Annotated in this window: 15 protein-coding genes; 11 read left to right on the top strand and 4 right to left on the bottom strand. The window is 73.8% G+C overall.

What is annotated here, in order from left to right:
* The first annotated feature begins 146 nt into the window (after positions 1 to 146).
* From ABT232_RS03730 to ABT232_RS03700, 7 genes are all read left to right on the top strand, one after another.
* Positions 147 to 1,169: an SIS domain-containing protein gene (locus tag ABT232_RS03730; RefSeq protein ID WP_351835337.1), complete on the top strand. Its 1,023-nt coding sequence runs from the start codon at positions 147 to 149 to the stop codon at positions 1,167 to 1,169.
* Positions 1,166 to 2,488 carry a hypothetical protein gene (locus ABT232_RS03725; RefSeq protein ID WP_351835334.1) on the top strand — a complete coding sequence of 441 codons (1,323 nt, stop codon included), beginning with the start codon at positions 1,166 to 1,168 and terminating at the stop codon, positions 2,486 to 2,488. The genes ABT232_RS03730 and ABT232_RS03725 overlap by 4 nt, the downstream gene beginning before the upstream one ends.
* Before the next feature lie 86 nt (positions 2,489 to 2,574).
* Complete coding sequence (locus ABT232_RS03720) at positions 2,575 to 3,684, top strand: GNAT family N-acetyltransferase (RefSeq protein ID WP_351835332.1); 1,110 nt, start codon at positions 2,575 to 2,577, stop codon at positions 3,682 to 3,684.
* A 20-nt stretch (positions 3,685 to 3,704) separates the two neighbouring features.
* Complete coding sequence (locus tag ABT232_RS03715) at positions 3,705 to 4,967, top strand: ATP-grasp domain-containing protein (RefSeq protein WP_351835329.1); 1,263 nt, start codon at positions 3,705 to 3,707, stop codon at positions 4,965 to 4,967.
* The gene (locus ABT232_RS03710; protein ID WP_351835326.1) at positions 4,961 to 6,181 is read left to right on the top strand and encodes an MFS transporter; all 1,221 of its coding nucleotides are present in this window, start codon (positions 4,961 to 4,963) and stop codon (positions 6,179 to 6,181) included. The genes ABT232_RS03715 and ABT232_RS03710 overlap by 7 nt, the downstream gene beginning before the upstream one ends.
* Positions 6,178 to 7,689 carry a TldD/PmbA family protein gene (locus ABT232_RS03705; RefSeq protein ID WP_351835323.1) on the top strand — a complete coding sequence of 504 codons (1,512 nt, stop codon included), beginning with the start codon at positions 6,178 to 6,180 and terminating at the stop codon, positions 7,687 to 7,689. Before ABT232_RS03710 ends, ABT232_RS03705 begins: the two co-directional genes overlap by 4 nt.
* A 14-nt stretch (positions 7,690 to 7,703) precedes the next feature.
* The gene (locus tag ABT232_RS03700; RefSeq protein ID WP_351835320.1) at positions 7,704 to 9,098 is read left to right on the top strand and encodes a metallopeptidase TldD-related protein; all 1,395 of its coding nucleotides are present in this window, start codon (positions 7,704 to 7,706) and stop codon (positions 9,096 to 9,098) included.
* Positions 9,099 to 9,271: 173 nt separating this feature from the next.
* Here ABT232_RS03700 and ABT232_RS03695 read toward each other — a convergent pair whose 3' ends face one another.
* The 4 genes from ABT232_RS03695 to ABT232_RS03680 form a co-directional block, all read right to left on the bottom strand.
* The gene (locus tag ABT232_RS03695) at positions 9,272 to 10,246 is read right to left on the bottom strand and encodes a helix-turn-helix transcriptional regulator (protein WP_351835319.1); all 975 of its coding nucleotides are present in this window, start codon (positions 10,244 to 10,246) and stop codon (positions 9,272 to 9,274) included.
* 174 nt (positions 10,247 to 10,420) lie between these two features.
* Positions 10,421 to 11,557 carry a fatty acid desaturase gene (locus tag ABT232_RS03690; protein ID WP_351835317.1) on the bottom strand — a complete coding sequence of 379 codons (1,137 nt, stop codon included), beginning with the start codon at positions 11,555 to 11,557 and terminating at the stop codon, positions 10,421 to 10,423.
* Positions 11,558 to 11,612: 55 nt separating this feature from the next.
* Positions 11,613 to 11,744, bottom strand: coding sequence for a hypothetical protein (locus ABT232_RS03685; protein WP_351835314.1), 132 nt, complete (start codon positions 11,742 to 11,744; stop codon positions 11,613 to 11,615).
* A gap of 245 nt (positions 11,745 to 11,989) precedes the next feature.
* On the bottom strand, positions 11,990 to 12,613 hold the full coding sequence (locus ABT232_RS03680; protein ID WP_351835312.1) for a hypothetical protein: 624 nt from the start codon (positions 12,611 to 12,613) through the stop codon (positions 11,990 to 11,992).
* A 239-nt stretch (positions 12,614 to 12,852) separates the two neighbouring features.
* On the opposite strand from ABT232_RS03680, the gene ABT232_RS03675 reads away from it, so the two are divergent.
* The 4 genes from ABT232_RS03675 (at position 12,853) to ABT232_RS03660 (ending at position 18,029) form a co-directional block, all read left to right on the top strand.
* Entirely contained in the window at positions 12,853 to 13,761 is a 909-nt protein-coding gene (locus ABT232_RS03675) for an EamA family transporter (RefSeq protein ID WP_351835310.1), read from the top strand.
* Positions 13,762 to 13,832: 71 nt separating this feature from the next.
* The gene (locus ABT232_RS03670; RefSeq protein ID WP_351835308.1) at positions 13,833 to 14,693 is read left to right on the top strand and encodes an LLM class F420-dependent oxidoreductase; all 861 of its coding nucleotides are present in this window, start codon (positions 13,833 to 13,835) and stop codon (positions 14,691 to 14,693) included.
* A gap of 84 nt (positions 14,694 to 14,777) precedes the next feature.
* Positions 14,778 to 17,363 (top strand): bifunctional FO biosynthesis protein CofGH, encoded by a 2,586-nt coding sequence (locus ABT232_RS03665; RefSeq protein ID WP_351835306.1) that lies wholly within the window; start codon positions 14,778 to 14,780, stop codon positions 17,361 to 17,363.
* A gap of 93 nt (positions 17,364 to 17,456) precedes the next feature.
* The gene (locus ABT232_RS03660; protein WP_351835304.1) at positions 17,457 to 18,029 is read left to right on the top strand and encodes a hypothetical protein; all 573 of its coding nucleotides are present in this window, start codon (positions 17,457 to 17,459) and stop codon (positions 18,027 to 18,029) included.
* The last annotated feature ends 83 nt before the right edge of the window (positions 18,030 to 18,112 follow it).

Below are 18,112 nucleotides of genomic sequence, written 5' to 3'. Positions count from 1 at the left end.
TGTTCGGCCGCGGGCGGGCCGGTCCCGGTGCGCGGCAGTGTGCGGTCAGGGCCGTATGCGGTCAGCCGGGGGCGTGGACAGGGGGTTTGGGCCGCACGGAGGATCGGGATGCCGGGGACCAGCGACGTCAGGATGGAGCACCAGAGTTGAGCAGCACCGAGTTCGACCAGCACGTGGCCGAGCAGCCGGCCGTCGTCGAGGGACTTCTGGACCTCGACCCGGCCGCACTGCCCCGCCTCGACCCCGAGCGGCCGCTCGTCCTGGCGGGCATCGGCACCTCGCTGCACGCCTGCCGGATCGCCGCGACCTGGGTGCGGCGGCTGAGCGGCGGCCGGGTGCGCCCGGTCGCGCTGGACGCCCACGATCTCGCCCTCAGCGAGTCCGTGACGGCCCGCGACCAGGTGGTGGTGGTCAGCCACCGGGGCACCAAGCGCTACCCCAACGAGGTGCTGCGGCAGGCCCGGGAGGCGGGCGCGCTCACCGTCTGCGTCACCGGCCAGGGCGCCGTCGAACCCGACGCCGACGTGGTGCTGCGCACCAGCCGTCAGGAGCGGGCCAGTACCCACAGCGTCTCCTACACGGCGTCCCTCACCGTCCTCGGCAAGCTCGTCGGCGCCCTGCTCGGCGACGCGGCGAAGGAGCTGGACGAGGCGCTGCGCGCGGCCCCCGAGGCGATGCGCCGCACCCTCGGCCTGGAGCTCGCGCCGGCCGCGGTGGACCGGCTGGTGGAGTCGGCCCCGCACCCGGTGCTGATCGCCGGCACCGGGCTGGACGCCGTCACCGCCGACGAGGCCGCCCTCAAGATCAAGGAGGGCACTTACCGCTGGACGGAGGGCCTGCACACCGAGTTCGCGCTGCACGGCACGCCCGCGGTGTTCGCCGCCACCACCACCGCGTACCTCGTCCGCCCGGCCGGCCCCGACGGCGGCCGCACCGACGCCCTGGCCGGCTATCTGCGCGCCCTGGGCGCCCCGGTGCTGGTCAGCGACTCCACGCCGGACGCCGACCTGCCCTTCGCCGACGTACCGGAGCTGGCCAGGCCGCTGGTGACCGTGCTGCCGTTCCACCGGCTGGTGTCCGCCGCCGCGGCCCGGCTCGGCGCCAGCCCCGACCTGACCCATCTGGAGGCCGAGCCGTGGGCGACGGCGGCGAAGGCGGTGCAGCTGTGACCGCCACGGCCGCGCCCGCCGCCCGCACCGACCTCGTCACCGACGCCTACCTGCGCGCGGACGCCCTGCGCGACGCCGTCCGCACGGCCCCCTACCCGCCCGTCTTCCGGGACTGCTGGGGCTCGCGGATGCTGGACCGGCCGCTGTTCGCGCCGGAGTCCGAACTGCACGGCTTCGCCGAGGACCTGAGCGCGTTCATCGGCATCCTGGAGTCCGTCCCGGACCGCCTCTTCGACGGCGACCTCGGCCGCTACTGCGACTTCGTCGGCATCGACCCGGCCCGCGCCGCCGTCCTGCGCCGCTTCCACGTCGGCTCCCTGGTCCGCTACGGCCGCGCCGACGCCTACCACGACGGCACCGGCTTCCGGCTGCTGGAGATCAACATGGCCAGCAACCTCGGCGGCACCGACCGCTCGGAGATGCAGCGCGCCCTGCTGGAGGTGCCGGCGTTCCGGGCCTTCGCCGACGAGCACGGCCTCGGCTACGTCCACACCGGCGAGCGGATCAGATCGACCCTGCTCGCCCGCTCCCGCGCCGACGCCCGCCGCCACGCCGTCGTCTGCGGCCGCGAGGGCCTGGCCAAGTACGGCCATCTGCTGCGCGGCTTCACCGAGATGATGTCCCGCCTCGGCATGGACTTCCGCCTCGGCGAACTCGACCAGATCACCGAACGCGGCGGCCGGGTCCTCCTGGACGGCCAGGACATCGACGTGGTCCTGCGCTTCTTCAACGTCGACGACGTGTGCTGGGACTCCGCGACCGCCGCCCGCGCCGACATCCTGTTCCGCGCGCACGAGGAGGGCCGGCTGTTCCTCTGGTCGCCGATCAACGGCTCCCTGTTCTCCAACAAGGGCGCCCTCGCGCTGCTCTCCGACCCGGCCTTCCGGCACGCCCTCACCCCCGAGGAGGCGGCCACCGTCGACCGGGTGCTGCCGGAGACGTTCCTGCTGACGCCGGACACCGTCGACCGCTGCCGGGCCGAGCGCGCCGAGCTGATCCTGAAGCCGCTGCGGGACTTCGGCGGCCGGGGCATCGTGGCCGGCTGGAAGCTCGACGACCGGGAGTGGCGCGCGGTGCTCGCCGAGAGCGTGCGGCAGCACTACGTCGTCCAGCGCAGGGTCGTGCCGTGCGCGGAGCCGGTCGCCGACCCGGACACCGGTGAGCGGCGTGACTGGCACGCCGTGTGGGGCGTGTTCTTCACCCCGGACGGCTACGCGGGCACGGACGTCCGCGCCGCCCCGGCCGGCCACAGCACGGTCATCAACTACGGGGCCAACCCACGGGTCCGCACGGGATGCGCCTTCACCCACCCGTCGTAGCGCGCCCGCGGCCTGTTGCGGACGTGTCCCCACCCGGTCACCGATCGCCCTGGCCCCCCGCCGCGGGCCCCGGAAGGATCTCAGCCATGAGCAGCACGAGCACCCAGCCGACCACCCTCCGCGTGTTCTCCCGCGCGGCGGACCTGCCCCGCGAGGCGTGGGCGGGCCTGCTGCGGCCCGAGGACCTGTTCCTCGGCGACCGCTGGCTGGAGGTCGCCGAGCGCACCGCCGGCTGCCCCATGCGCTACCTCCTCCTGGACCGGGCCGGGGAGACCGTCGCCGGGCTGGCCACCGCGCTGGCCGACGACACCGCGCCCTGGGTGCTGGGCCGGCCGGACACCATGCTGGAGGCCGCCGCCGCGGACGGCCGGGAGGGCGCCGCCGAGGTGCTGGCGGCGCTGCCCGGCCCGGCCGCGGACAGCCTGCTGCCCACCCTGGTGTGCGGCGGCCGGCACATGGGCCGCAGCCGGGTGCCGCGCCGCCCGGACACCGGCCGCGCCGAGGTCGAGGCGCTGGTCGCGCGGGCCGAGGAGCTGGCCGCCGAACAGGGCGCCCGCTCCGTGGCGTTCCCGTTCGTGGAGGACGGCGACACCGTGCTGCGGCAGGTGCTGCGCGAGCGCGGCTACCTGGTGCACGAGGCGGGCCGCTACAGCTCCCTGACCGTCGACGCGCGCGGCTTCGACGGCTACCTGGAGCGCCTGTCGTCGGCCAAGCGCCGCCGCCGCGTGCTCGCCGAGCGCCGCCGGATCGCCGCCGCGGGCGTCGAACTGCGCCTCGCCCCGCTGTCCGCCGAACTGATCCCCCGGCTCGGCGAGCTGGAGGAGCAGCTGATGGGCAAGTACGGCGTGACCTGGACGGCCGCCCAGACCGAGCAGGTGCTGCGGGAGATGCTGGCCGAGTACGGCAGCGACGCCCGGGTGGTGCTGGCCGAGGCGGAGGGCGGCATCCGCGGCTTCGCCACCCTGCTGCACTTCCGGGGCCACTGGTACGCCCGCCAGACCGGCTTCGACTACGACTACCAGCAGCGGCACAACCTGGCCCTGTACTTCGAGACCGTCTACTACTTCCCGGTCGAGGCCGCCGCCCGGCTCGGCATCGAGGCCGTCCACTACGGCCTGGGCAGCGAGGAGGCCAAGGCGTCCCGCGGCTGCACCGCCGAGACGCACCACGCGCACCTGCTGCCCCTCGCCCCCTGACCCTTTCAAGGACCTCCACCATGTCTGCCGGATCTGTCATCGCCGTCGTCGAGACCGGCCGCGGCGAGTACGGCCTCCAGCCGCTGCTGCGCGCCCGCGAGCTGGGCCTGCGCCCGGTGCTGGTCACCGACGACCTCAGCCGCTACGCCGTGTCCGAGGAGTCCCGCGCCCTCATCGAGCGCACGGTCCACGCGATCCTGCCCGCCGACACCCGCGACGGCGCCTCGGTCGCCGAGGCGCTGCGCCCGCTGCGCGACAGCGGCGAACTGTGCGGCGTCCTCGCCGTCATCGACTACTACGTGCCGGTCGTCGCCGAGGCCGCGCACGCCCTGGGCCTGCCCGGCCTGGACCCGGAGGCGGCCCGCGCCGCCCGCAACAAGCTGCGCACCCGCGAGATCTGCGCCGAGGCCGGCGTTCCCGCGCCGAGGTTCGTCCGCGCCGCCTCTCGCGACCAGGCCGCGGCGGCGGCCGCCACCGTCGGTCTGCCCTGCGTGGTCAAGCCGCTCACCGAGGCCGCCAGCATCGGCGTACGGCTGTGCCGGACCGCGGACGAGGTGGTGGCGCACTACGCCGAACTCACCGCCACCGAAACCGACATGCGCGGCATGCGCAAGCCGGGCGGGGTCCTCGTCGAGGAGTACCTGACCGGGTTCGAGGTCAGCGTCGAGACGTTCACCACCGAGGCGGGCCCGCAGGTCGTCGGCGTCACCGACAAGTCCCTCGCCGCGCACCCGTACTTCGTCGAGACCGGCGAGACGTTCCCGACGCAGCTGCCCGCCGCCGTGCGCGACGAGGCCGAGCGGTGCGCGCTGGACGCGCTGAAGGCGATCGGGCACGACTTCGGCGCCGCGCACGTCGAGATCAAGATGACGGCGGACGGCCCCCGACTGGTCGAGATCAACGCCCGCATGGGCGGCGCCCAGATCGGCCGGGTCATCCACGAGGCCACCGGCCTCGACCTGCTGGGCGAGGTCATCAAGGCGCACGCCGGCCGCCGCCCCGACCTCACCGCCCCGCGCTCCGGCGCCGCCGCCTCCCGCTACCTCACCGCCGCCGACGACGGGACCCTGCGCGGCTTCTCCGGCCGCGACCTGGTGGACCGCCTGCCCGGCGTGGTCACCGTCGACCTGTACGCCCGTCCCGGCGCCGAGGTCCGCCGCGCCCGCAGCAACGCCGACGTCCTCGGCCACCTCGTGGTCCGCGCGGACACCCCCGCCGAGGCGGCCCGCTGGGCGGACACCGCCACCCTCATGCTCACCGCCGACGTGGACCTGCCGTGCTGAGCGGCCTGCGGGCGTCCCTGCCGACCGGCCGGGGCGCCTCCTGGTTCGCCGCCGCGACCTTCGCCAACGCGGTCGGGATGGGCGTCTACTACCCCTTCTCGCTGCTGTTCTTCGACTCCGTCCTGGACGCCTCCCTCACCGCGATCGGCACCGCACTGACGGTGTCGGCGCTGATCGCGCTGCCGCTGATGCCGGTGATCGGCCGGCTCATCGACCGGTGGGGCCCCAAGCGGGTGCTGTGCGCCAGTACGGCGGTGCGGGCGGCCGTGTTCGCCGCGTACCCGCTGGTCGACTCGCTGGCCGCGTTCGTCGCGCTGAGCGTGCCGGTCGCGCTCGCCATGCGCACCGAGCAGGCCGCGACACCGGTGCTCGCCACCGTCCTCGCCGACGGCGGACCGCAGGGCCGCTGGTTGGCGCTGTCCCGCGCCATGTTCAACGCCGGTTTCGGGCTGGGCGCGGTCGCGGCCGGGCTGGTGGTGACGGCGGACCAGGACACGCTGATCCGGGTCGGCACCGCCAACGCGGTGTGCGTCGCGGCCGCCGCCGCTCTCTACCTCGCGCTGCCGGGCGGCCGGGCCGCACGCCCCGACCGGTCCGGCGTACGCGCCGAAAAGCCGTGGCGGAACCGGCCGTTCGGGCTGGTGGTGGCCGCCGGGGCCGGGCTGTGGATCATCGCGGTCGGGCTGGAGACGGCCCTGCCCGTGCACCTGGTCCGCCAGGCGGCGACCCCGGCGTGGACGGTCAGCGCGCTGTTCGCGATGAACACCGTGCTGCTCGCGGTGTTCCAGGTGCCGGTGGCCGCCCGCGTCGAGCATCTGCGCCCGGCCGCGCTGGCCGCCGTCGGCGCGGTGCTGCACCTCCCGCTGCCGCTCGCGCTGATCGGCGCCACCGCGCTGCCGGCGGGAGCGGCGGTCGCGGTGCTGGTCGCGGCCATGGCCGTGTACACGCTGGGGGAGCTGCTCGCCTCCCAGGCGGTGCTGACGCTGCTCACCGATCTCGCGCCGGAGCAGCGGCGCGGCGCGTACCTCGCCTTCAACCAGATGTTCGTCGGCCTGGCGAACGCCCTGACCCCGCTGCTGGTGACGGTGACGCTGGACCGGTCGCCGAACGGCCTGTGGGTGCTGTTCACGGTGTGCGCGCTGGCCATCGCCGCCCTGATGGCGGGCTCGGGCCGGGCGCTGACCCGCCCGCAGCCGCTGGCGGCCACACCGTGAGCGGCGCCGCCGGCACACGCGGCCTCGCCCCGGACTTCACCCGCGTCCCCTACCACCGCCTCGCCGACGCGGCCCTGACCCGCGCCGCCGAACTCGGCGTGAGCCACGCCGACTTCCGGTACGAGCGGGTCCGCGACGCCTCCTGGCGGCTGCGGGACGCCCGCCCGGCGGGCGCCTCGGACACGGTGACCGCCGGCTGCGCCGTCCGCGTCCTGCACCGGGGGGTGCACGGCTTCGCCGCCGCCTCCGACACCACCGTCGACGCGGTCGCGACCGCCGTACGCCGTGCCGTGGCCGCGGCCGAGCGGGCCGCCGCCCTGACCCCCGCGCGCGTCACCCCCGCCCCGGAACCGTCGCACGGCGAGCTGACCTGGATCGCCCCGTACGGCACGGACCCCTTCGACGTCCCGGCGCACGAGACCACCGCCGTCCTCGCCGAGCGCAGCGGCCGGCTGCTCGCCGCCCCCGGCGTCCGGCACGCCGACGCCGCCCTCCAGGCCGTGCGGGAGAGCAAGTTCTACGCCGACACCTCGGGCACCCGCGTCACCCAGCAACGCGTGCGCGTCCTGCCGGAGTTCACCGCGCACGCGCCGGACCCGGCCACCGGCGAGCTGGTCTCCCTGCGCACCACCGCCCCGTCCACCGGCCGCGGCTGGGAGTACCTCACCGGCACCGGCTGGGACTGGGGCACCGAACTGGCCGAACTGCCCGGCCTGCTGGCCGAGAAGGCCCGCTCGCCCGAGGTCGTGCCGGACGTGTACGACCTCGTCGTCGACCCCACCAACCTGTGGCTCACCCTGCACGAGACTGTCGGCCACGCCACCGAACTCGACCGCGCCCTCGGCCACGAGGCGTCCTTCGCGGGCACCTCCTTCGCCACCCCCGACCTGCTCGGCACGCTGCACTACGGCTCCCCGCTGATGCACGTCACCGCCGACCGCACCACCCCGCACGGCCTGGCGACGGTCGCCCACGACGACGAGGGCGTCGCCGCCCAGCGCTGGGATCTGATCCGCGCCGGCGTCCTCACCGGCTACCAGACGGACCGCACCACTGCGGCCCGCGCCGGCCTGCCCCGCTCCGGCGGCTGCGCCTTCGCCGGGGCGTACGACCAGATCCCGCTCCAGCGCATGCCGAACGTGTCCCTGTCCCCGGCGCCCGACGGCCCCGACACGGCGGGGCTGATCGCCCAGGTCGAGGACGGCCTGTACGTCGTCGGCGACGACTCCTGGTCGATCGACACCCGGCGGCTGAACTTCCAGTTCACCGCCCAGCGCGTGCACCGCATCCGCTCCGGCCGGCTCACCGGACAGGTCCGCGGCGCCGCCTACCAGTCCACGACCACCGGCTTCTGGCGCTCTCTCGCCGCGCTCGGCGGCCCGCGGACCCAGCTGCTCTGCGGCGCCTTCCACTGCGGCAAGGGCCAGCCCGTCCAGGTCGCCCCGGCCGGCCACAGCTGCCCGTCCGCCCTGTTCCGCCGGGTGCCCGTGCTCTCCGCCCGTACGTGAGGAACCCACCGCCCATGACCCCCGACGACCTCGCCGACCTCGCCCTCGCCCGCTCCCGCGCCGCCCACTGCACGGTCGTCGTCGACGACACCGCAGCCGCCTGGCTGCGCTGGTCCGGCGACGACCTCACGGCGAACGGCAGCAGCACCGGCCGCCGGGTGACGGTGGTGGCGGCCGTGGAGCGGGCCGGGGGCACGGCCGTCGGCACGTACACGGCACCGGCCGGGACACCGGCCGAGGTGACGGAGGCGGTGCGCACGGCGGAGGCGATGGCCGAGCGGGCGGAGCCGGACCCCGAAGCCCCCGCCCCGCTCACCCCGGCGGACACCGGAGCACCCGGTCCCGCACCCGCCCACGCCGGCCCGCACCCCGCCGAGGACGCGCCCCCGGACCTCCCCGTGGCCGCCCTCGCCGCCCTGCGCGGCCCCGCCCTCTCCGGCTACACCCGCCACCACCGCACCGCCACCCTCCTCGCCACCTCCACCGGCCTGCGCCGCCACCACCTCCAGCCCACCGCCACGCTGGAGCTGTGCGCCCGGGACGGCGTCCGCTCGGCCTGGGCGGCGTACGCGGCCGGGGACTTCGCGGACCTGGACCCGGCCGCGCTGGAGGCGGCGACCGCCGGCCCGCTGGCCCGCACCCTGCCCCGCCGCGCCCTGCCGCCCGGCCGCTACGAGGTGCTGCTGCCGCCGGCCGCGGTGGCCGACCTGATGATCACGGCGTACCGGGCGCTGGGCGCGGCGGACGCGGTCCAGGGCCGTACGGTCTTCGGCCGCCCCGGCGGCGGCACCCGGCTCGGCGAGCGGCTCACCCCGCAGCCCCTGACCCTGCGCGCCGACCCGGCCGAACCCGGCCTGGAGTCCTGCCCGTTCGTGCTCTCGCGCGGCGAGGTCTCCGACGTGTTCGGCGGCGCCGCGGGCGCCGGCAGCAGCGCCGCCGACAACGGCCTGCCGCTCGGCCCGGTCGACTGGATCCGCGACGGCGTCCTGACCTCGCTGCTCACCAGCCGTCGCGAGGCGGCGGCCCTGGGACTGCCGGTGCGTCCGGCCGTCGGCAACCTGGTCCTCGAAGGCGGCCCCGACGCGCGGACGCTGCCGGAGATGGTCCGCGACACCCGCCGCGGCCTGCTGCTGACCTGCCTGTGGTACATGCGCCCGACCGACGCGGCCACCCTCACCCTGACCGGCCTCACCCGCGACGGCGTTCACCTCGTCGAGAACGGCGAGATCACCGCGGAGGTCGACGACGTGCGGTTCGCGGAGTCCCCGCTCTCCCTCCTGTCCCGCGCCACCGAGACCGGCCGCACGGAACGCACCCTGGCCCGCGAGTTCGGCACCCACTTCCCCCGCACCGCGATGCCGACCCTGCGCATCCCGGACTTCCACATCACGGGAACGGCCCCGCGCTAGCCCTCTGACACACCCGCGCCCACCCCACCGAGCGGCACCCACGTCACGCCGTGCCTGCCCCGCTACGCGGCTCCGCCGCGCCGGCCTCGCGGTGTCCGCCCGGTGGTGTCACGGGAGTCGTCGGGTCACCGTGGCCGGCCGGTCGGCCGGCCGGCCACGGTGGGTCGGCGGCGTCAGATCCAGCCGCGGCGGCTGGCCATGACGCCCGCCTGGAAGCGGCTTCCCGCGCCCAGGCGGTCGGTCAGTTCGGCGATCCTGCGGCGTACGGTGCGCTGGGAGACGCCGAGCTGGCGGCCGGCGGCCTCGTCGGTGAGGCCCTTGGCGAGGAGGCGCAGCAACTCGGTCTCGGCCGACGTGAGTTCGTCCTCCTCCAGCTCCTGGGGACGTCCGCCGAAGGGGTGGCCGGAGTCCCAGTACTGCTCGAAGAGGGCCAGCAGCGCGGACAGCATGCCGGTGCCGGTCACCACCAGCGCCCCGGCGCCCCGCTCCTCGGGATCGACCGGCAGCAGCGCGGTCTCCCGGTCGAAGATGAGCAGGGTGAGGGGCAGCACCGGGGTGGTGCGGATCTCCGCGCCGTTGTCGGTGAGCCAGCGCACGTGGTCGCGGGTCGGCGGATGATTGCGGATGCTCTCCAGGTAGAGCCCGCGCATCACGACGCCCCGGTCGAGCGCCGCCCGGTCGGTGGCGCGCCCGGCCTCCAGGGCCTCGGCCTCGTAGGAGCCCGCGTTGAAGGAGATGATCTCCAGCGAGCTGCGGCAGACGAGTTCCTCGATCCGGGTGCGGATCGCGTCGATGCCCTCAAGGCGCTGCACACCGTTGTCGCCGGGGACGTAGCCCACGGTGGTGTACTCCGAGACGAGCCGGGCCAGTGAGGCACGGCTGCGCTCCAGTTCCTGCCGCTGCCGCAGCAGCCGCTCCTCCTGGTCGGCGAGGAGCGCTCCCACGGCCACTTCGGGACTGATGGGCAGCAGCAGATCGGCGTTCTCCCAGGAACGCCGGATCAGCGACAGGTCGGTGAGACGGGAGATCGCGTCCCGGATGGCCGTCTCGTCGGAGTCGAGCTCACCGACGAGTTCGTCGATCCTTCCGCCGGCCGTACGGAGAATGCTCCGGTAAACCGATTCTTCAAGCTCGCCAAGCCCCAGCACATGTCCCCCCGAGTAAAGATGATCATGACGTGTGGCCGGGGGAGCACTATATTCGCAGGTTGGCATAGACATGCAAGGACGTCTCAGGTAGTGGATCAGGGGCGCCCGGTAATCGGGCGCCCCTGACACATCGGCAACGTTCCTGTGGAATTCCCCTGAATCCCCGGCCCGCCGTCAGGCGGCCCGCAGCAGATCCTCACCGTCGGCCGTCGGCGAGGCCGACGGTGAGGCGGTCGCCGTAGCGGTCGCGGAGGCGGGCGCGCCGGCGGCGACGGCCGGCCGCTCGCCGAGATCCCGGACGATCTGCCGGATCGCGGACTCCTGCCCCTCGGGCCCCTTGGTGAAGAGCCCGCCCATCCGCGCGTCCCACGCCGCGTACTCCGGGTCCTCAAGGCGCAGTTGATGCACCTTGCGGATGTTCCAGTACGGCGTACGGGTGTCGAGGTGGTGGTCCAGGTGGAAGTTCTCCCGGTGCATCGCCGTGAGGAACCGCTCCAGGCCACGGCTCTTGCGGTTGCGCGTCATGTAGAGGTTGACGCTGTTGTCCCGTACCAGCGGGGTGTGCTCCGCCAGCTCGATGTACCAGCTGATGATCTGGAACGTGGTCAGGTACGGCACCAGCCAGAACAGCGCGAACTCCACGAGCAGGCCGTTGTAGGCCAGCAAGGAGAGCGCCACCGCCCAGAACGCGGCGAAGGCGATGTTGTCGCGCCGCGCCTTGATCCGGTGGTCGGCACGCGACTCCTCCGCGGTCGCGTCCTTGGCACCGCCGCCGAGCCGGTTGACGACCAGGTACTTCAGCACGGACAGCGTGCGCGAGCCGAGCGCCGGCAGCACCACCAGCCGCATCCAGCGCTGACGGGTGGTCAGACCCTCCTCGTAGACGCCCTGCTCGATGAAGAAGACCAGATCGGGGTCCACGTCCGGCCGGCCCAGCTTGGGGTGGTGGGTGGCCACGTGGGACTTCTTGTACGAGTAGTGCGTCTGGAAGATGGGGTACGCCGACAGCGCGGTGCCCAGCACCAGATTGAGAGCCCGGTTCGCGGCGAGGATGCCGTGCGCGCTCTCGTGCAGCAGGGTCGCCAGGGCCCGCATACGGGAGCCCACCACGACCAGGGTCAGCGGGTAGAACCAGTAGGAGACGCCGAGGCTCAGCCAGACGGCGGCCGTGATCCAGAAGGCGTCGGACAGGAATCCGAGGATTCCGTGCCAGTTGTCGAGCCGGTTGAGTTCCCGGGCTCGCTCTTGTATCTCGCGGCTGAAGCGGTAGGGCTTGTAACGGCCCTCCGCGACGGCCCATTGCGTGGTCATGGTCTCCTCGATCGGGTGCGGGTGGGCGACCGGAGGGAGCGGGTCACCTCTCGGGTCACCACTCGGTGATCAGCACCGACCCACCGGTCCCGCCGCCGTTCTCCGCGGCGGAGGCGGCACCAGCGCCCAGCGCGACGACGGCCAGGGTGGTCACCAGGGTGAAGACCGAACGACGGACGAAGCGCATGGCGATTCCTTCTCTCAAGGGAGTGGGGATTAAATTTCCGTGAACCGGCGGGCGGGATCCGCTCGCTGGAGAAGATCTTGCCGATCGGCAAGGTGCGGAGAAAGGGATTCCGGCGTCCGCAAATGTCATTGGCAGGGTTAGGACGCGGGCTGCCGCGTGTGCGCTGTCCGCATGCGGACAAAGGGCCGTGTCCTGATGAGGACACGGCCCTGGAAAATGCAGAATTCAAGAATATGGAGCGGCGCTCAATACCCGTGCGGCACCCGGAAGTACACCGGCAGCCCGGCCGGCAGCCGGTGGCCCGGAGTGAGCAGCCGCCCCCCGGTGCCGGGCCGCGGCGGCCACTGCGCGTCCTCCCGGACGCCGAGGTGCCGGGCCACGAACGACGACCAGCCCGGCATCATCGGCCGTGCCGCCACCGACAGCGCCGCCAGCAGGTCGAGATGGGCGGTGAGCCAGCCGCCGCGCACGGCGGGCCGCAGCAGCGGTGCCGCGTGCAGCCGGCGCAGGTCGCGCCGCGCGGTCGTGGCGGTCTCGGCGAGCACGGAGGCGGCGAGATCGGGCCGGAACCCCGGGGACGAGAGCCGGCGCCCGAGCTCCGGCACGGCCGTCCACAGCAGCCGCCCGGCGACCCCGCCGGGCCCGTCCGTGGGCGGCGGGACCACGGTGGTGTCGGCCACCGGACCGGGCGCCAGGCTGCCCAGCAGCCGGTTGGCCCAGGCCTCCAGCTGGTCGATGAGGATCAGCTGGACGGTGTCGGCCAGTTCGCGCTCGTCGAGCACCGGCGGCCGTCCGTCGGCCCACAGCAGGCAGACGTGGAAACGCAGCGCGTCGCTCGTCGCCGCGTCCGTACTCATCACTCCTGCCATGCGCCCATCCTGCTCGGCGGCCGGGAGGTGCTCGCCGCTTCGGCGCTGTCAGGAAGCGGAAGTGGCCGATCCCGGCCGCATTATGGCCGACCCGTGCCCCGGTGATCGTCCGGTCCGGGCCATTGCCGCTTTCGGCCGCGTAAATGAGCTGACACCTTCGTGCCGCTCGGTGAAGCTGCTCGGGAAGCTGTTCCTATCGAGCAGCGATGTGAACGACCGGGACGGGAGAAGCCAGCAAAATGCAGCGCACCAGAATTCGGTCGGGAACCGCCGGACCCGCCGCGCTCGCCGTACTGGCCATGACCAGCGTCCAATTGGGGGCGGGCGTCTCCACCTGGATGTTCGACGAGTCCGGGCCGGTGGGCACCGCCTTTCTGCGGCTGGCCTGGGCGGCGGTGTTCCTGTGGGCGTGGGCCCGGCCCCGGCTGCGCGGCCGCTCCCGGCAGGATCTGCTGGTCGCCGGTGCGCTCGGCCTTATGAGCGCCGCGATGACGATGTTCTACTTCCTCGCCATCGACCGCATTCCGCTGGGTGTCGCCAGCGCCCTGGAGTTCCTGGGCCCGCTCGCGGTGGCCGTCTGGGGTCTGCGGGGCCGGGGTGTCGATCTGCTGTGGCCGGGGCTGGCGGCGGTCGGCGTGCTGGCGCTGACCCGCCCGTGGGAGGGCGACGCGGAACTTCTCGGTCTGCTCTTCGGCTGCCTGGCCGGCGCCTGCCTGGGCGGCTATGTCGTCTTCACGCAGAAGGTCGGCGACCGCTTCTCCGGCGTCGACGGACTGGCCATCTCGCTCACCGTGGCCGCCCTGTGCGCGGCGCCCTTCGGTCTGCCGCAGGCGGCGGGCCATCTGCTCGACCCGTGGGTGCTGCTGGGTTCGGCGGGTGCCGCGCTGCTGCTGCCGGTGCTGCCGTACGTCCTCGAACTCGTCGCGCTGCGGCGGCTGTCCACGGCCGCGTTCGGCACGCTGATGAGCTTCGAGCCGGCCATCGCGGCCCTCATCGGCCTGGTGCTGCTGTCCCAGTCCGGTGACGTCCTGCAGTGGGTGGGCACGGCCTGTGTGATCGTCGCCAGCCTGGGCGCGGTGCGCCGCGGCTCCCGGTCGCCGGACGAGACACCGGAGCGGCCGGAGGCCAAGGAGGCGGCACTCACGTGACCGAGCCGGTGGCGGCCGGTGACCGACCAGTCGGTATGGACACCGGGGGTCCGTCCCGGTAGAGATGGGTCATGCGCATCGCCGTCACCATCTTCCTGACCGACGAGACGATCGCCCCGACCCGGCTCGCACGCGAGCTGGAGCAGCGGGGCTTCGCCGGGCTGTACCTGCCCGAGCACACCCACATTCCCGTCGAGCGGACCACGCCGTACCCCGCGGGCGGCGAACTGCCGCGCGAGTACGGCCGCACCCTCGACCCGTTCGTCGCGCTCGGCCAGGCCGCGGCCGTCACCGAACGCCTAGGCCTCGGCACCGGCATCACCCTGGTCGCCCAGCACGACCCCATCGACCTGGCCAAGCAGATCGCCACCGTCGACCACCTCTCCGGCGGCCGGCTCACCCTCGGCCTCGGCTTCGGCTGGAACGTGGAGGAGGCCGCCGACCACGGCGTCCAGTGGCGCACCCGCCGCGAACTCGTCCGGGACCGGATGGCGCTGATGCGCGCTCTGTGGTCGGAGCGGCCGACCGGTCACGACGGCGAGTTCGCCTCCGTGCGCGCGAGCCTCGCGTATCCGAAGCCGGTGCAGAAGCCGCGCGGCCCGGTGACCGGCCCGCGCACCCTGGTCGGCGGCGCCGCCGGGCCGAAGCTGTTCGCGCACATCTGCGAGTACGCCGACGGCTGGCTGCCCATCGGCGGCCGCGGGCTCACCGAGAACCTGCCGCTGCTGCGCACCGCCTGGGCCGACGCCGGCCGCGACCCGGCCGCCCTCCAGGTCGTCCCGTACGCCGTCCGTCCGTCGCCGGGCAAGCTCGCGCACTTCGCCGGCCTCGGCATCGAGGAGGTCGTGGCCCAGCTGCCACCGGCCGGCGAGAGCGAGGTGCTGCGGGCCCTGGACGCTTTCCAGCCATATCTCTCCGGGGCGGCGGCGTGACGGCGGCATGACGGCGGTATGACGGCCGGTGTGAGTCTCGCCGGCGCGGACCGGCCCTGATCTTCGCGATCGTATATTCGAAGGATGACGACTTCCGCGACCTCCGGAACCGGCCCCACCGAGAACTCCATGCGTCGCGCCCTCAAACGCGCCCGGGAAGGCGTCGCGCTCGACGTCACCGAGGCGGCGGTCCTGCTCCAGGCCCGCGGCGAGCACCTGACGGACCTGGCGGCCTCCGCCGCCCGGGTGCGCGACGCGGGCCTCGAAGCGGCGGGCCGGTCCGGCGTCATCACCTACTCGAAGAGCGTCTTCATCCCGCTCACCCGGCTGTGCCGGGACAAGTGCCACTACTGCACCTTCGTCACCGTCCCCGGCAAGCTGCGCCGCGCCGGCCACGGGATGTTCATGTCTCCGGACGAGGTCCTGGACGTCGCCCGCAAGGGCGCCGCCCTCGGCTGCAAGGAAGCCCTCATCACCCTCGGCGACAAGCCCGAGGACCGCTGGCCGGAGGCGCGCGAGTGGCTCGACGCGCACGGCTACGACGACACCATCGCCTATGTCCGCGCGATCTCCATCCGCATCCTGGAGGAGACCGGACTGCTCCCGCACCTGAACCCAGGTGTGATGACGTGGACGGACTTCCAGCGCCTGAAGCCGGTCGCGCCGTCCATGGGCATGATGCTGGAGACCACCGCGACCCGGCTGTGGTCCGAGCCGGGCGGCCCGCACCACGGCTCGCCGGACAAGGAACCCGCCGTACGGCTGCGGGTCCTGGAGGACGCGGGCCGCTCCTCGGTCCCCTTCACCTCCGGCCTCCTCATCGGCATCGGCGAGACCTACGAGGAGCGCGCGGAGTCCCTGTTCGCGCTGCGCAAGGTCTCACGCGCCTACCACGGCATACAGGAACTGATCATCCAGAACTTCCGCGCCAAGCCGGACACCGCGATGCGCGGCATGCCGGACGCGGAACTCGACGAGCTCGTCGCCACGGTGGCCGTCGCCCGGCACATCATGGGCCCGTCCGCCTGCCTCCAGGCCCCGCCGAACCTCGTGGACTCCGAGTACGAGCGGCTGATCGGCGCCGGCATCGACGACTGGGGCGGGGTCTCGCCGCTGACCATCGACCACGTCAACCCGGAGCGGCCCTGGCCGCAGATCGAGGAACTGGCGGCCCGGTCCGCCGCGGCCGGCTTCGAGCTGCGCGAACGGCTCTGCGTCTACCCGGAGTTCGTCAAGCGCGGCGAGCCCTGGCTCGACCCGCGGCTGCTGCCGCACGTCCGCGCTCTCGCCGACCCGGCGACCGGTCTGGCGCTGCCGGACGCGGTGGTCCAGGGCCGGCCCTGGCAGGAGCCGGAGGAGGTCTTCACCGCGACCGGCCGCACCGACCTGCACACGGCGATCGACAGCGAGGGCCGCACCTCCGACCGCCGCGACGACTTCGACGAGGTCTACGGCGACTGGAACGAACTGCGCGAGGCCGCCGCTCCCGGCATGGTGCCCGAGCGCATCGAGACCGACGTGCGGCAGGCCCTGCGCACCGCGGCCGACGACCCGACGAAGCTGACCGACGCCGAGGCGCTGGCGCTGCTGCACGCGGACGGCCCGGCGCTGGACGCGCTCGCCCGGGTCGCCGACGACGTCCGCCGGTCGGCGGTCGGCGACGACGTGACGTACATCGTCACCCGGAACATCAACTTCACCAACGTCTGCTACACCGGCTGCCGCTTCTGCGCCTTCGCGCAGCGCCGCACCGACGCCGACGCCTACACCCTCTCCCTGGACCAGGTCGCCGACCGCGCCCAGCAGGCCTGGGACGTCGGCGCGGTCGAGGTCTGCATGCAGGGCGGCATCCACCCGGACCTGCCCGGCACGGCGTACTTCGACATCGCCAAGGCGGTCAAGGAACGCGTGCCCGGTATGCACGTCCACGCCTTCTCGCCGATGGAGGTGGTGAACGGCGCCACCCGCACCGGTCTGTCGATCCGTGAGTGGCTGACGGCCGCGAAGGAGGCCGGACTGGACTCGATCCCGGGCACGGCGGCGGAGATCCTCGACGACGAGGTCCGCTGGATCCTGACCAAGGGCAAGCTGCCCACGGCGACCTGGATCGAGGTCGTCGAGACCGCCCACGAACTGGGCATCCGCTCCTCCTCGACGATGATGTACGGCCATGTCGACCAGCCCCGCCACTGGCTCGGCCATCTGCGCACGCTGGCCGGCATCCAGCAGCGCACCGGCGGTTTCACCGAGTTCGTCACCCTCCCGTTCATCCACACCAACGCGCCCGTCTACCTGGCCGGCATCGCCCGGCCGGGCCCGACGATGCGCGACAACCGCGCGGTCACCGCGATGGCCCGGCTGCTGCTCCACCCGTACATCCCGAACATCCAGACCAGCTGGGTGAAGCTGGGCACGGAGGGCGCGGCGGAGATGCTGCGCTCGGGCGCCAACGACCTGGGCGGCACGCTGATGGAGGAGACGATCTCCCGCATGGCGGGCTCCTCCTACGGCTCGTACAAGTCGGTCAAGGACCTGATCGCGGTGGCGGACGCGGCGGGCCGCCCGGCGAAGCCGCGCACCACCTTGTACGGCGAGGTCCCCGAGGAGCGCCGGCGGGCGGCGGAGGCGTCCGACGGCCACCTGCCGGAGCTGCTGCCGGTCCTGGACTGACGGACGGCCCTCAGGCGCCGCACAGTACGCACAGTACGATGATCCGACCCCTCGGTACGGTCCGGTACCGGGGGCCGGAGACTGAGGAGATGCGTGCCCGTGCCTGCCCGCCGGCTTCCCTCCTGGGCCTGGGTGTCCGGCCTGACCGCCGGCGCGATAGCGGCGGTCGCCGTACTGGCGGTCCAGGCCACCCAGGGCACCCGTCCGGTCGCCACGGTGACGGAACCGACCCCGTCGGCGACCGCGACGGCGAAGCCCAAGCCCACCGCGTCGTCCCCGGCGGCCGTACCGGACGCCTCCGGCACCGGCCGCCGTATCGTCTACTCCCTCTCCGAGGACCGGGTCTGGCTGATCGACGCCAGTGACACCCCGCGCCGCACCTTCGCGGTCTGGCCGGGCACGGTCGACCCGGAGCCGGGCGGCTATCCGGTCGGCACCCGCTCCGAGCCCGTCACCACCGGCTCCGACGGCGTCCGCATCGAGCACATCGTCTACTTCGCCGCGAAGTCCGGCGTGAACATCGCCTTCTCGCACGCCGTCGACGGCTCGTCCCCGCCCCCGGCCGCCGCCGGCGCGCAGACCGGCGGCATCCGCATGAAGAAGCCCGACGGCACGGCACTGTGGGCGTTCGCGACGACAGGGACGACGGTTCGGGTCGTCGAGTAGGCGGCGTCCCGCCCGGCGCCGTCGCGCACTGGTGACGCCAACTCCGTCGCCGCCTACGGTGGTTGCCCACACCGGTACCGGGG

It is taken from the genome of Streptomyces sp. NPDC001532 (assembly GCF_040298625.1).
Taxonomy (GTDB): domain Bacteria; phylum Actinomycetota; class Actinomycetes; order Streptomycetales; family Streptomycetaceae; genus Streptomyces.
This window is presented reverse-complemented; position numbering and strand designations above follow the sequence as displayed.